Below are 13633 nucleotides of genomic sequence, written 5' to 3' on the forward strand. Positions count from 1 at the left end.
CAAACACAAAAATATTTTTGTGTTATTTTTTTAACCTTTTTTAGGAGGAAATTACATGGAATTTATTATTAATAAAGAAAGTTTATTAGAGGTCCTATCAAAAGTAGAGAAATTAGTAAAAACTAAAACATCAAATCCAATACTACAAGGTTTTTATTTAGAAGTTAAGTCAGATAAGATAATCGTTATTGGATCTGATTTAAACACTACTATTCGTTATGAATTACCAGTTTTATTCGAAGATGAGTCAATACTTATTAATAAAGAAGGTAAGGTAGTTGTTCCCTATCAGTTATATGAAATTGCTAAGAAAGTTAAAACCGAATTAAGCATTTCGTTAGATGATACGCAATTAGTAATAAAACATGGGAAGAAAAAAAAGAGTGAATTTAAACTATCAGTTTTTAAGGCAGAAGAGTATCCTAAATTACCTAGATTTGATGGTATAGAGCCAACTCTGTCTATTAAAGGAACCGAATTTAATTCATTTATCAAAAAAACAGGGTATGCAGCTTCAAGTTCTGATGCTAGACCAGTTCTACAAGGAATTTGTTTTGAAATTACAGAAGATAAGCTACGACTTGTCTGTACGGATTCTCACCGTTTAGGCGTTATTGACGTCACAGAATCTCATAAGGAGTCCAGGAAGATTATTATCCCAGCAAAATCAATATTGGAAAGTTTGAAGTCCTTTGATTTAAGTGAGAAAGTTACTGTGTTTTGTGAAAATGATCGAATGCTTATTTTACAAAATAATAATCTCACTTTTTATTGCCGTCTATTAGAAGGAACTTATCCAGATGTAAGCCGCTTAATTCCAAAAGAGCATCTTGCTGAAATGAAAATAAGCAGAAAAGAATTTTTGGAAGGCTTTGAAATGATTAGTGGTTTGACTAATGCAGCAGATAATGAGACTAAAGGAATCGTTAAACTCCATGTAAATGGAGTTGCGACTTTATCAACATATCAAGCGCAAACTGGAAGCGGAAAAATTGAAATCGATTATGAAAGTTTAGAAGGTGAAGATAATTTTGATATTGCCTTTAATAATAATTATATGATCGATACATTAAAAGCAATGGAATCAGAGTATGTGTCCTTTAAATACCAAGGTTCTATGCGTCCATTTTTATTAACACCTTGTGATTCTTCTCATGAGGAAATACAATTGATTCTTCCGGTGAGAAATAAATAACAAAATGTTAGAAGAAAGGCTCTCCTTTCTTCTTTTTCTATTGGAGGATTTATGAAAATAAATATGAGGAAACTCTCACAGGAAATTAAAAATAAAAATACTATTGTTAAACCAAATTCATCGGAAGCAGGAATGGCCTACTTTATGGATATAGTTATTAACCATTCTGAAACAGATAGTATTAATTTCAATTCATTTACCTATGATGAAGCAATTCTTGCCTTCGATGAATTCTATTATTTACCATCGGATGAATATACGGATGATTTTTCTGAAGAAGACTATGAAAATATAAAAAATAATATGTGGTCCTCTTATTTGCAAACCCAAGAATTTTTTGTCCGTTGGAGTCAAGAAAGCAAAAAAATATATTGGTATGAGGATGATTTTATTTAGAGAGGTGAAGAAAATGACATCAATTTTGATGGATGCAGAGTCTAAAGCAAGTTATGACTATTCAATTTCTAACTTATTAATGTTAAAGATTCTCCATGACGCTAATGTGGATGTAAGTGGATACGGTAACTATCGAGTAGAAGTAGGTTTTATGTCTAATCCTGGATACGATTTTTTAATGCGAGGTATGAATGATTTAGGTTTTGATACAAAACACGCAACAGTTTATACGGATGATCCAGAAGAAATCTCACTTGCTAAACAAATCGAGAGTGTAATCAACCCAAAAGCAGAATGGTATATAGTGTTGAATAGCTTTAAAGTGGAAAAAATACTACTTTCTAGTCAAAAAGATGAGTATATAGCCTTTATTAAGTCAACTTTGAATCACATTGATTTAGAATGTGAAGCATTTGTAGAGGAGTCTTTGGGGATTATTATTGGATTCATTTTTGATGGATTTTATCATGAATTATTATCAGCTTTAATAGAGGTGGCTGATGAGACTAATAATATTTACGAAAAACTGGAGGAACAACAAAATGGACATTATCTTTCGGCTTAGTGATGAACCACAGCACTTAAATGCACAAGTCGAAGTGTTACAAATCACTTCTGATTTCAATAATACTTTAGATTCATTAGATCAAATGATTAAGTTAAATGGAAGAATGATAGAGGGATTATATAACATTACCCTCCCTAATCTTTTTAGTATTCTTCAAGAAAGTATAGAGGATTACATAATTGATTCTCAAACTCCAATTCTTCCAAAAAATTGCGTGAAACATGTTTGGATTAATGAATTAGCAAAGCATCAACTAGTATATATAGAGGTACCAAAACAACAACTTGATATGCGGTATGGAAAAACACTATTTAAACAGGTTGGACTACCAAGACTAATCTTCTTATATGAAGTAATGGAGAAAAAAGTAAAATTGAAAAACATTGTTGCTGTTAAAGGCTCCAAATTTTTGACAAAAGATACGGAAGTATTTCTTTTCCCCTTTTCACATGTATCTTTAGACGGTCATGTTTGCATGGGAGGAAATACTTTTCCTGAAATAGATGACATCTATCAATTAAACAGTTTGCATTTATTGTTTTTGCAGGCACCTTTTGGAGAAGATTATGGAGCAAAAACAACTACTAATTTAAGTGTGGCATCATTATTTGAAAAATATGAAAATAAACAATTTGATGATGAAATCTTATTACCACATTCGAAAATTCAAATTTTAGAGAATCTATAATAAAAATACAATATGGAGGAATTGAAAATGACAATAAAACAGGATGATATCTTTTCACTATTTGATATTGAAGTGGAGACTAAAAAAGTTGACCTTAATAAAATGAATGATATAAAGGAAAATAAACCAAAGCTAAAGACTGATACTAATTCTAGTTCTACAAAGAGTTCAACAAATAAGAAAGATAACTTTAAATTAACAAGTAAAACCATTATTCGGTTTGGGATGAATGAATATCCAGTTACTAATTATTTCTCCAAGGACGAAATTGAAAGAGGACTTCCATCTAAAAAAACGTCTGAGGATGGAGAAATTGAATATAAACCTATTAGTGAAGAACAACTTAGAAAGAAATTAGAAAAAGACTTTCCAATCTTAGTACCTAAATATACCACCTTGGTATATGTAGAAAAACAAGATGTGGTTATTCCTATTATGCAAGCAAAGAAAAATGGCAGCATGGATAATAAAGAGTTCTCTTTCGAGGACTCTTCTTTAAAACAACAAAAAAAGAAGATTCCATTTCAAATCTTATTAGATTTTATCCATATTGCTAAGTACTTTTCAGATAATCACGGTACTGAAGTATTTGCTAATATTTACTTTGATCATGACACTGAGGAATTTTTTATGGATATTCCTTCCCAAAGAGTTAGCAGATATTTAGTCACTATTACAGAAGAGGCACAAGAGACCGCTCTTAAACTCATAGAGAGAAGGTATTCAAAGGTAATGGAAATACATTCACATCATATTTTAAGTCCTACACCGTCCAAAATAGACGATGACAACCAGCGTGCTCCTATTTTATATGCCATTATTGGTAATATTAATGGATTATTCCCTGATGTGCTAGTTCGTACATTCAATAAAGAATTAAATGAACATATTATTATAGATAGTAGCAAAGTATTTGAATTTACATTGACAACTAAACAAAAGGTAAATGGCTATGATCTAACTGTAGTGGAGGTTGAATAGATGCAACCTATTTCTATAGATTTAAGCCGCTCTTATCAAAGTGAAGTATATTATCAGATTCTAGTTATAGGCGCAGGAGGTACTGGAGGAATTGTTATTCAGCAATTGTGCCAAATGTTAAGTATGTTTGAGATATCGGCAAAGTTAATAATTGCTGAACCAGATATTTATGAAGAAAAAAATAGAAATAACCAACTATGCTTAGCAAAAGATGTAGGTAAAAATAAAGCAGATGTCTTAGCTAAAAGGTATCGTGCTGCTTATCAACTAGACATAGCCACTTACACTGGAGGTTATGTAGAAGACACTAAAACAATAGACACATTGTTCCAACTCAATTATGAAAGAATTCCATATAACTATAGAATAGTCCCTATTCTTATTTCTTGTGTTGATAATAACTATTCAAGAAAGATATTCCATGAGTATTTTAACACCGCTCAGACCCTACTATATTTTGATGTAGGCAATGAAAATGTTATCTTACCAAAGGATCACAGAAATAGACCAATTGAGTCCTGGACGAAAGAGGAATTGGAAGAATATAAAGATTCAGGTTTCACTGGACAAATGGTTTGTGGTTTCAAGTCTGATTGGAAAATACTTCCAGAACCAATAGGTACGTTATATCCAGATATTTTAGAGGACAATGATGAAATAGCTCCTTCTCAATTAAGTTGTCAGGAACTAGCTGCATCCAATCCTCAGAGATTAATAACTAATCGTTATAGTGCTATATCTGTAATTACTGTACTGAATGAAATATTTGAAACTAAAAGTCTATCAACTCACAGGATTCTATATCATGCAAAAAGAGGTTATATGAAGAGTGAACCGATTTTAGGATAAAAAAAGTAGCACAGACATAGAACTTGTTTGTGCTACTTTTTTATTTTACTCTTTGCTATTATCCAACTTTGCTTTTCCAGACCCTATCAATATATCAATTTTGTCTCCTTCTTTGTAGTTATTAAATTCATTTTCTGTCACCAATATATCATAAGGCTTTTCATTAACAAATATTTTAAAGTATAAGTTAATTTCTTCTTTTGATGTTGTGATTGGTACACCTGCAGCTGTCATTACAGGATCAAGTTCCATTACTGTTTTTTTATTAGCAAATTTACTGGCTAACTCGACCTTATATTTAACGCTAGTTGATTCGAACTTATATCCTTCATAAAAATAAAAGCACATAGTTATTAGCGAGAGTATCCCTACCACCCAAAAGAATGGAGTTAAGAAATTTCTAGTATCCATCATTCATTTCCTCTTTTCACTAATATACAGGCGCATTTAATAAAATTCTTTGGAAATTTTCGGAATAGATTATTCTTGATTGATTACCTCTTTTATTTTCCAACAGGTCTCAGCTACGCCTTATAAATAAAACATTTTATCAAACAAAAAATAAACTAAATAAAGTAATAATGCCCCACTCCCCCACAATATCCCAACAACTGCTCCAATTAAAGCAGAAATAACCAAACGATCGAAAATAGCCATTAATATCCCTCCAAGCTAAATAAAAATCCAAAAATTTTAAACAAGCTTTCTAAATATCTCACTACGTTTGTGAGTTGCATTCACAGCTCCAGTTTTCTTTCCCTTTCTTCTAGTTTAGTTTTTTAATTTTCATAAAGTAATTTCCATTCCTCTTTTATTTGGAAGTTCGTGTAATATTTTCTATAGTAGTAAAAGTTTGGTTTGTCTTCTAATTGTTCGAATACATGCAAGAAGTTAAAGTACTCAGAAAGATAGTATATTAAAGATGGTTTGTCTCCTCTTAAATTATTCTCTGCATACATTGCTTCAGGTACATTGTGAAGAGAATCTGCTAAATGCCAATTTACAGCTAACTGAAAATCAATGAAATCTTTATTCATACTTTCACTATTAATTTCTGATGTTGACCTAAAAAACATCAAGCCATTTAGTAAAACTGATGAAGCCATTTCTCTTAGTTCTTCAATTGAAAATGTTTCTAAATTTTTACGAATTTTTGCTTTTATTTCCTTATTTCTATTTATTTTGCTAAAAATAAAATCCATCCAATTGATTGGTTCTTTTTGGTTATATTGAGTAGATCGAAGTTTACTTTCACTGGAGATTTCCTGCCTAAATCTCTTGAATTTTTTCATTTTCATTCCTCCAAAAGTTCATCAAAGTTTTCTTCACTTGTATCAAAGAACTCTTCTCCAACGGTCATAGTTTTAAACAATTTACCTGTTTTTGCTTTTTCTTTTATCATCCCTTCAATACGGTTAAATATCATGTTTCTTTGAACGAGAGGTAAAGTGTTTTTCATCGTTACATTTAAATAGAGGTCACCTATAGAATTTTTAATGACAAAAATGTCCCCTATCTTGTCGAAACCATTCCAGAATGATTGGGTAATGGTCCATACCTCTACATTGTTATTTACAACTGAAATATTCATAAATACATCTGGAAAAAGGAAGTGTGTATCTTCTATATTCGCTAATATTCCTCCCTCTTTATTTTGATTCGGTAAACTTATTTCTCTTCTATCCCGTTCATCTTGAAAGGCAAGTTGTACACCCAAAACGGTTGTATAAAATGCATAGTTCAATAAAGTAGGAAGAATATTTTCATATTCTATTACTAGTTTTGCAGTTAATTTTCTATGTGGTTCTGTAATTAATGTATCCTCTACACTTTCACCTAAGACCTGACGGAGCATATCAAAAGTTTGTTGTTTAAGGTTGGCATTACTTTGTTCAAATATTTCATCATCTTTAAATATCTCTTCTAGATTGTTTAATATTTCCATCCCAATAAAATATCCATTAAATAAAAGAGATTTTGATACTTTAAATAGATGATTCTCATATTCCTTAATTTTCTCTGCGTCCATAAATTGTTCAAGGTGTATACGCACATATTGGTTCAAAAGAAAAAAATCTTTGTTAAACTCTCCATTTGTTTGATAGTGTAACATCAACATTTCCTCTGTTTTTTGCTGAATTTCTTCTAAAGTTTTCATTTTTCTTTTCCTCCTTGGGATTCTTCATAAAAAGGATCTGATGGCTCATCAGTAATATATTTCCAAGCACCATCTTCTTTATAAATAGAAGTAATAAAATAATTAATTCCTTCTGTACTTAATACTTTGCGATAAAAGTACCCCTGTCTTTTAAATCTATCTAAGTTTACTACTGTAATATCATAAGACTCCCCTTTGACATTAGCTTGTAAATAGGAATCTTGTATTGATTTGAAAATATTTATGGCATCCTGTTTTTGTGGTAATTCTTCAACGGTCTGAATACTACCATAGTCTAAAATAAAGTTATAGAAGTCCTCAGAAGAAATTTGCAGAGATTGGAATTTGTATAAGATATCGGCTGCATACCTTGCAAACTCCTCTGGATCTTCATAAGAAGATTTTACTTCCACTTCTTTCTTATCTAGTATTTTGACAGATTCACCGTCCAATTCAGCGACAACCTCATCTAAAGGCCGTACCTGATCCTTATAGAATGATTCTAAGTCCTGGGATTTACTATCAGTTTCAGTTTCTTCATGTGTATCCTTTGTGTCATTTATTTTTTTCGCTTCCTTAACAAATGGATCATTACTACAACCTGAGAGTATGATAAAACCTGAGATCAAAAGTGAAGAGTAAAATGGTTTATATCTCATAAAAAACTCCCTTCCTTTATTTCTTTTTTCTCTTGTTCTGTAAGAAAATCAACAAGTTCCGCTGTATGAATAGTCGAAGAATTTCTAAAAACATTCATAAAGAACTGTTTAACATTAAAAATTCTAATTCGATCCCCATGGAAAGAAACTGGGACATTGATGTTTTTATTTATACATAAGCACAAAGTTTTAAGATGATCCTTGTGAATGCTGGAGTGTATGCTAATATAATCCTGTTTTCGTTCCCCAAACAAAATAGCAGCAATTATGATAGCTTCCTTATCAATTAATGATGGATCAACACGATAACTAAATATCTTATGGTCTTTAATGTACCAATTGCTTAGGAAGAATCCTAAAGCATTACTATGAATAGTGAATTCTCCTTTTTTGAATTGCACTGACACGCTATTTTCTAATTTGTATTCTGCTAATAAGTTAGATAAATAAAGAATTTTTTTCTTATTAAATGGAACTTTAAGTTTTCGCGAACTTGATTGTATTTCTTTTTCTCCTTCACTTAAGAGGGACGCAGTAATAACCTTGTTAATAAAGCTGTTTTCCCTTTCCATTAATCAACTTCTCTCCCTAAAAAAAGAACCCAGAATAAACAGCTCTTTTATAGAACTGTTTATTCTGGGTTCTTCCCATTGAATGATTTATTTAAATGTATTATAGCCTATAAAGTTATTATATTTCAACCTATTATTAATATGATTCTAATTAAGTTTTAGATGCTTTTCATACTCTTCGTTAACTTACTTAAATAGATAGATACAGTTTGTTCTTCTATACCCATAATCAAAGCTATACGTTGGACTGCGAGTTTTTTATTAATATATAAATAGTAGCACAGAGCTTTTCTAATAGTTGTTAACTGCAGGTTTTGATTAATATCATAATCCTTTTGTATATTTTTTAAGTGATAGTGTATTCCCATAAAAGTAATAGGTATTATTCTATTATTTACTGAATCCGTATAAGTGAATAGATACTCTGACTCGTTTAGTAAATTATTATAATAAAACTCAAGAAAAATACTTGCATCAATGTTATCCAATGTAATGACTCTATTGGAAAGATTAATCTTAATTCTATCATCGATTATAGAAACATCATCCTTTTTAAACTTAAATTCGGAGGCTTTTAATCCTTCCATAGCAAGTATAAACAATGCTTTTCGCTTTGCTGAATAATTGGTATTTGCTATTACAAGTTCCTTTACCTTAAGTAAATCTTCATAAAACAAACTAATATCCAGGTGTTTTTGTACCTTTAGTCTTTTTATTTTTGCTGCTGGATCAATAGGTACTTTGTTTCTTTCCCATAAATAATCAAAGTAGGATTTTAAAATGGCCAACTCTTTATTAATTGTGGAGATTGCCTTCTGATTATCTCCCTGAGTTGAAAGATAGTCTCTTATATCTTTAGATTTGATTTCATATAATTCTATTTTCTTTTTATAGAGTTGTCTTAGGAATGAGAAGAATTGATTTAAAACAAGTTCATAACTCGCTATAGTAGTTTCACTATAATTCTTTTCTTCTAAAAACGAAATAAAACCATCATACTTCATCTTCTATCCCCCTTTTAAAAACTATATAGTAATTTCAACTTATAATCTCTACTTCGAGAATTTTATTTACTTAGTCCTTAGTATATTTTAGTATAAATTATGGATAGTAATATGTCATTTTAATCTAACGTTTTTAAAAGGGAAATACCCATTAATGATGTGTATTGGTTATTTATTTTAAAAAAGCTTAGAGTATATATGTACTCTAACGTAATTATTAAAAGATAACATGTCATTAAGGGATATCCGCCAAAGTAAAAATGGAACACACAATAGTAAGTCGGTCCATACGGCACGACTTTTTAATTTGACTTGAAAAAACCAAGAAACCGTCTTTTGCTTTTAGCAAGACGGTTTCTTAGTTTTTGATACAAAATAAGGGAAATAGGTTTAAAATTGATTCTATTGAGTGTATTTTTATAGTGAATTTCTTATTGTTCCAGTTGTTTTTGACGCAGTACCTGAGATTATTTCTATCCTATACTCCTTACCTTTTTCCATCCAATAATCTAGCGTAGCTTCGCCACCCTCTTCGAACAAGGTTAAACCAGTACCACCCATAGTTACCCAGTTATTACCGATTTTTTCTTGCACATCTAAACCTGCAACCCCAGTTGAATAAAGCTTTATTTTACCATACTGACCTTTACCAACCACAGCTCCTGACACCGCTTTCCATTCAGGCGGACTTATAGTAACACTTGATGAATTTGCAGCATATGCAGTTAAATTCACATATGGGGTAGATAGTTCGTTACTTGCTGAAGTTAGTTGGCTTTCAGTATTTCCTGATGCGGCAAAAGTTGGAATAGCAGAACCACCTACAATAGCTATTGCTGCAGTAGCACTCAGAACTAGTTTCTTAATTTTCATTTTTGAGAACACTCCTTTTTAATATTTTTTTAACCGTGAGTTACAATGTACTTATTCTACTTTTGGTATTAAATACCTTTTTGAAAAATGTTAATTATTTGGAAAATTGTAAAATGAGTAGATATTACTATGGTTTTATGACAATTAAAAAAGAAGGCTATAGCTTCTCGCGCCAGGCTAAGTCCTATCAGAAAATAATCCATACAGCCAATTCTTCATTACTATTACAAAACGATTAACAAAGAGATTATTATAAACAAGTAAGTATCCGCCGGTAGAACCGGCGGTTTTAATTTCGCCCTATAAGGGCACTTTACCAACGAAGCCCCTAAAGGGACCTCTAAATTGACCGCCAACCGTTTACTCTCCCTACTTATCTTTAAATGGATCGACGTATTCTCGTTTGCTCATATTATCTCGCAAACGGTCCTCTGCTTCTTGCTCTCGTATATACTTTGCAATTGTTTTTTCGTTTAATCCAACCGTACTTACGTAATATCCTTTCGCCCAAAACGTTCGATTTCCATGATTATATTTTAAATTTGCATGTCTATCATGGATCATCAATGAACTTTTACCTTTTAAATATCCCATGAAATACGAAACAGACATTTTCGGTGGTATTTTTACCAGCATGTGTATATGATCTGGCATGGCATGTGCTTCCATTATTTCTACATCTTTCATTTCACATAGTTTTCTCAATATAGCACCTATATCTTTTCTTAATTTCCCATATACTACTTTCCTTCTGTATTTGGGAATAAATACGATATGATACTTACAATTCCATCTTGGTCGAGTAGATAAGGGGAGTTTCACCCCAAATCTCTCACAGAACCGTACGTGATAGTCTCCCATCATACGGCTCTTGTCATCTCACTGGCATATAGCCCACTTTCCAATGGTAGAATCTTTCCGGATTTGACATTGCTATACGGGGTACAGCCAACATTTCGGAAATTTTGTACGCTAAGCAAATTTTGACACAAAAAAAGCCAAATACCTGTACGTTAAGGAATTTGGCTTCAGATACAGATTAATTTTTATTTAAGGGTCTTAGCATATTAGCTGGTAACCTATTTGAATCAAACTTATATTCGCCAAGAAGATTAATATGTTCCCAACCTAGAGGTGAAATATGTGGGAGTAATTCTTCTTTTAAGGCATCATGTTTCTTTAATTCTTTTGTTGCTTCACCCAAATACACTGTATTCCAAACGCTAATTGCATTTATTAATATATTTAAAGCACTAGCTCTTTGTAATTGATCTTGCATGCCACGTTCTCTGAATTCCCCACGTTTACCAAAAAATAAGGCTCTAGCCAATCCATTCATGGCTTCTCCCTTATTTAACCCACGATGTATCCTTCTTCTTAATGTTTCATTCGTAATATAGTCAAGAATAAAAATTGTTTTTTCAATTCTTCCAATCTCTCGAAGAGCTGTGGCAATTTTGTTTTGTCTTGCATACGAACCTAATTTCCCCATCATTAATGATCCAGAAACTCTTCCTTCCCGAATTGAATGGGCCAGCCTTAATACATCATCAAAATTTTCTTTAATAACCTTCGTGTTAATCTTTCCCCGTAGTATGACTTTTATACTCGGAAAATCATCAGGAGACGTAAGGGTATATAATTTTGCGTCGCTTATGTCTCTCAATCTTGGAGCAAAGCGAAATCCTAATAAATGACTTAATCCGAAAACTTGATCCGTATAACCAGCTGTATCTGTGTAATGCTCCTCAATTGAAAGGTCGGATTCATGGTGTAATAATCCATCTATCACGTGTACGGCATCTCTCGCATTCGTGTTGATTACCTTTGCATAAAATGAAGAGAAATGATCACTTGTAAATCGATAAATGGTTGTACCTTTTCCCGTTCCATAATGTGGGTTTGAATCTGCATGTAATGATGATACACCGACAGGAACACGCATACCATCTGAAGATGAAGTTGTTCCATCTCCCCAATATGAAACCAAAGAAAGACGGTGCTGATAATTTACTAACGTTGCTTGAGCACGATTCATCGCATCTTCATGTAATCTCCATTGCATAACATTAGCCATCTGGCGATATGATATATCGGGAGTAGCCTCTGCCATTTTAGTTAATCCAATATTTGTACCCATAGCCATTAACGTTGCCATTATAACAGATTTTTCCTCACCTTTAGGTGCTTGATTGGAAGAAGCGTGAACAAAGGACTCCTCAAATCCAGTCCATTCAGCTACTTCCATTAATAAATCAGTGAGTTTAACTCTTGGAAGCATTTTATAAAGAGATAAGCTAAAATTTCTAGCTTCTTCAGGTGTATCTGCTTGTAATCTCTCAACATGTATCTTTTGTTTTTTTATGTTGATACTTTCGATATTATCAATATTTTTGGAAATCCATTTAAGTTTCGTATTTAAAGTTTCATATCTTTCTGATATATACTGATCAAAATTCACATTAACAGCTATATTAGTCCCTTGAACTTTTGCTTTTCCCCAATCGTCTTTTGGCACTAGATATTCTTCAAAATCCTTATGTAATCGACTACCTTCAACCCAAACATCACCAGAACGGATATAGTTTTTGAGTTCTGTTAAAGCAGCCATTTCATAATATTGACGGTTAATGTTTCCTTCATCATCAAAGACATGCTTTTGCCAACGTTTAGGAACAAAATTCAAAGGCGAGCCTTCAGGTACTTTCCTTTTTCCAGAATTATTTAACTCACGTATAGTGCCTAATGCTTTTAATAAAGGTTCTGCTGATTTAGTAGATTTGAATTCTAAAGAATCCAATAGGCTTGGAGTATATTTCCTTAAATAGTTATATCGTGTTTTTATTAAATCAAGATAATCGTAGTCCATTGGTCTTGATAATAATTTAGCTTCTTCAATCGATTCTACAATTTTTTCCCAAGGCATTACCTGCTCTAATGCCAAATAAGGATCGATCCCTTCCTCTTTGGCTTTAATTAAAGCCGTTCCTATATCTGCATAATGCACAACTTTTTCATTTACTGACTTTCCATTTTGTTTTTGCATTTCTTCTTGACTTTTTCTACCTTTTGCTTGTAACACCATCATTTGTCTATCATGAATCTCAATGGCATGATCAGTTAAGTCTTGGGAGAGAGTGATTAAGTGAGCAACTAATAATGCATATCTTTTATCTTCTTTAAATCTTCTAAAAGAATGGGGTTCATATCTCGCCCCAATTCGTGCTAATTGTAAAAGTCTATTGGGGTGGATTAATCCCGTATCAGCTGCAATGTTCATTTCTTTAATGTACTTTAATCTTTTTATTACCTTTAAAAAAGAATCCGGTGACGACTGTCCGGGAATTTCTCTAAGCCAAGCTAATTGAGTTTTATTATTATTTACCGTTAAATCAATCAGTTTTTCTAGTTCACGTTTATTTCTTTCAGAAAGATTACTTATTAGTTTGGCATATATTTTTTTCTCTGCACGTGTTCTAGCTAACCAAACCATCCTCTCGATTGTTGGTTCAAATTCTGATAAATTATTAAGGTTTAATATTTCTTTTCGCTGTTCTGGTGACAGCAATTCTTTCACACTCAAGTTAAATCAATCCTTATAATTAATTTTGAAATTCCTTAATTTCCCTATTCAAAAATTCTGAATCATGTTCTGATAAGCAGTAGTAAGAAGCAAGCTCCCATTCGCTT

Annotated in this window: 17 protein-coding genes; 7 read left to right on the plus strand and 10 right to left on the minus strand. The window is 31.9% G+C overall.

The features are described from left to right. The first annotated feature begins 55 nt into the window (after positions 1–55). The 6 genes from dnaN to NST77_RS24870 are packed head-to-tail and all read left to right on the plus strand — an operon-like array spanning position 56 to position 4677. Entirely contained in the window at positions 56–1195 is a 1140-nt protein-coding gene (gene dnaN / locus NST77_RS24845) for a DNA polymerase III subunit beta (RefSeq protein ID WP_341123822.1), read from the plus strand. A 51-nt stretch (positions 1196–1246) separates the two neighbouring features. Next, the gene (locus NST77_RS24850) at positions 1247–1591 is read left to right on the plus strand and encodes a hypothetical protein (protein WP_016204958.1); all 345 of its coding nucleotides are present in this window, start codon (positions 1247–1249) and stop codon (positions 1589–1591) included. Between the two features lie 13 nt (positions 1592–1604). Then, positions 1605–2156 (plus strand): hypothetical protein, encoded by a 552-nt coding sequence (locus NST77_RS24855; protein WP_016204959.1) that lies wholly within the window; start codon positions 1605–1607, stop codon positions 2154–2156. Then, positions 2134–2847: a hypothetical protein gene (locus NST77_RS24860; RefSeq protein ID WP_341123823.1), complete on the plus strand. Its 714-nt coding sequence runs from the start codon at positions 2134–2136 to the stop codon at positions 2845–2847. The genes NST77_RS24855 and NST77_RS24860 overlap by 23 nt, the downstream gene beginning before the upstream one ends. 27 nt (positions 2848–2874) lie before the next feature. After that, a complete protein-coding gene (locus NST77_RS24865; RefSeq protein ID WP_016204961.1) occupies positions 2875–3828 on the plus strand; it encodes a hypothetical protein in 954 nt (317 codons plus the stop codon). After that, positions 3829–4677 carry a ThiF family adenylyltransferase gene (locus NST77_RS24870; protein WP_341123825.1) on the plus strand — a complete coding sequence of 283 codons (849 nt, stop codon included), beginning with the start codon at positions 3829–3831 and terminating at the stop codon, positions 4675–4677. Positions 4678–4722: 45 nt separating this feature from the next. Here the strand turns inward: NST77_RS24870 and NST77_RS24875 are convergent, their stop codons facing one another. From NST77_RS24875 to NST77_RS24910, 8 genes are all read right to left on the minus strand, one after another. Further along, positions 4723–5088 (minus strand): hypothetical protein, encoded by a 366-nt coding sequence (locus NST77_RS24875; protein WP_341123826.1) that lies wholly within the window; start codon positions 5086–5088, stop codon positions 4723–4725. Positions 5089–5208: 120 nt separating this feature from the next. Further along, on the minus strand, positions 5209–5334 hold the full coding sequence (locus NST77_RS24880; RefSeq protein ID WP_341118176.1) for a hypothetical protein: 126 nt from the start codon (positions 5332–5334) through the stop codon (positions 5209–5211). 122 nt (positions 5335–5456) lie between these two features. Beyond that, positions 5457–5969, minus strand: a complete 513-nt coding sequence (locus tag NST77_RS24885; RefSeq protein WP_341123827.1) for a hypothetical protein — start codon at positions 5967–5969, stop codon at positions 5457–5459. A 2-nt stretch (positions 5970–5971) separates the two neighbouring features. Continuing rightward, entirely contained in the window at positions 5972–6835 is an 864-nt protein-coding gene (locus NST77_RS24890; protein ID WP_341123828.1) for a hypothetical protein, read from the minus strand. Continuing rightward, entirely contained in the window at positions 6832–7494 is a 663-nt protein-coding gene (locus NST77_RS24895) for a hypothetical protein (RefSeq protein ID WP_144545548.1), read from the minus strand. The genes NST77_RS24890 and NST77_RS24895 overlap by 4 nt, the downstream gene beginning before the upstream one ends. Then, positions 7491–8066, minus strand: coding sequence for a hypothetical protein (locus NST77_RS24900; protein WP_047943199.1), 576 nt, complete (start codon positions 8064–8066; stop codon positions 7491–7493). Before NST77_RS24900 ends, NST77_RS24895 begins: the two co-directional genes overlap by 4 nt. A 158-nt stretch (positions 8067–8224) precedes the next feature. Further along, positions 8225–9070 (minus strand): tyrosine-type recombinase/integrase, encoded by an 846-nt coding sequence (locus NST77_RS24905; protein WP_171510392.1) that lies wholly within the window; start codon positions 9068–9070, stop codon positions 8225–8227. Positions 9071–9487: 417 nt separating this feature from the next. Next, positions 9488–9943: a hypothetical protein gene (locus NST77_RS24910; RefSeq protein ID WP_341123829.1), complete on the minus strand. Its 456-nt coding sequence runs from the start codon at positions 9941–9943 to the stop codon at positions 9488–9490. Positions 9944–10056: 113 nt separating this feature from the next. On the opposite strand from NST77_RS24910, the gene NST77_RS24915 reads away from it, so the two are divergent. Continuing rightward, complete coding sequence (locus tag NST77_RS24915; protein WP_341123830.1) at positions 10057–10182, plus strand: hypothetical protein; 126 nt, start codon at positions 10057–10059, stop codon at positions 10180–10182. Positions 10183–10312: 130 nt separating this feature from the next. Here the strand turns inward: NST77_RS24915 and tnpA are convergent, their stop codons facing one another. Beyond that, complete coding sequence (tnpA, locus tag NST77_RS24920; RefSeq protein WP_371474081.1) at positions 10313–10804, minus strand: IS200/IS605 family transposase; 492 nt, start codon at positions 10802–10804, stop codon at positions 10313–10315. Positions 10805–10982: 178 nt separating this feature from the next. Next, complete coding sequence (locus NST77_RS24925) at positions 10983–13436, minus strand: Tn3 family transposase (RefSeq protein ID WP_445668883.1); 2454 nt, start codon at positions 13434–13436, stop codon at positions 10983–10985. Positions 13437–13633: the final 197 nt, after the last annotated feature.

This window comes from Niallia sp. FSL W8-0177 (assembly GCF_038006285.1).
Lineage (GTDB): Bacteria > Bacillota > Bacilli > Bacillales > Cytobacillaceae > Niallia > Niallia circulans_A.

What these genes read in the sequence shown, in the direction of transcription:
- NST77_RS24860 (WP_341123823.1), top strand. Translation starts at nt 2,134, where the DNA reads ATGGACATTATCTTTCGGCTTAGTGATGAACCACAGCACTTAAATGCA.
- NST77_RS24850 (WP_016204958.1), top strand. Translation starts at nt 1,247, where the DNA reads ATGAAAATAAATATGAGGAAACTCTCACAGGAAATTAAAAATAAAAAT.
- NST77_RS24895 (WP_144545548.1), bottom strand. Translation starts at nt 7,494, where the DNA reads ATGAGATATAAACCATTTTACTCTTCACTTTTGATCTCAGGTTTTATC.
- NST77_RS24855 (WP_016204959.1), top strand. Translation starts at nt 1,605, where the DNA reads ATGACATCAATTTTGATGGATGCAGAGTCTAAAGCAAGTTATGACTAT.
- NST77_RS24900 (WP_047943199.1), bottom strand. Translation starts at nt 8,066, where the DNA reads ATGGAAAGGGAAAACAGCTTTATTAACAAGGTTATTACTGCGTCCCTC.
- tnpA (WP_371474081.1), bottom strand. Translation starts at nt 10,804, where the DNA reads ATGGGAGACTATCACGTACGGTTCTGTGAGAGATTTGGGGTGAAACTC.
- NST77_RS24885 (WP_341123827.1), bottom strand. Translation starts at nt 5,969, where the DNA reads ATGAAAAAATTCAAGAGATTTAGGCAGGAAATCTCCAGTGAAAGTAAA.
- NST77_RS24910 (WP_341123829.1), bottom strand. Translation starts at nt 9,943, where the DNA reads ATGAAAATTAAGAAACTAGTTCTGAGTGCTACTGCAGCAATAGCTATT.
- NST77_RS24905 (WP_171510392.1), bottom strand. Translation starts at nt 9,070, where the DNA reads ATGAAGTATGATGGTTTTATTTCGTTTTTAGAAGAAAAGAATTATAGT.
- dnaN (WP_341123822.1), top strand. Translation starts at nt 56, where the DNA reads ATGGAATTTATTATTAATAAAGAAAGTTTATTAGAGGTCCTATCAAAA.
- NST77_RS24865 (WP_016204961.1), top strand. Translation starts at nt 2,875, where the DNA reads ATGACAATAAAACAGGATGATATCTTTTCACTATTTGATATTGAAGTG.
- NST77_RS24925 (WP_445668883.1), bottom strand. Translation starts at nt 13,436, where the DNA reads ATGGTTTGGTTAGCTAGAACACGTGCAGAGAAAAAAATATATGCCAAA.
- NST77_RS24890 (WP_341123828.1), bottom strand. Translation starts at nt 6,835, where the DNA reads ATGAAAACTTTAGAAGAAATTCAGCAAAAAACAGAGGAAATGTTGATG.
- NST77_RS24915 (WP_341123830.1), top strand. Translation starts at nt 10,057, where the DNA reads ATGAGTAGATATTACTATGGTTTTATGACAATTAAAAAAGAAGGCTAT.
- NST77_RS24880 (WP_341118176.1), bottom strand. Translation starts at nt 5,334, where the DNA reads ATGGCTATTTTCGATCGTTTGGTTATTTCTGCTTTAATTGGAGCAGTT.
- NST77_RS24870 (WP_341123825.1), top strand. Translation starts at nt 3,829, where the DNA reads ATGCAACCTATTTCTATAGATTTAAGCCGCTCTTATCAAAGTGAAGTA.
- NST77_RS24875 (WP_341123826.1), bottom strand. Translation starts at nt 5,088, where the DNA reads ATGGATACTAGAAATTTCTTAACTCCATTCTTTTGGGTGGTAGGGATA.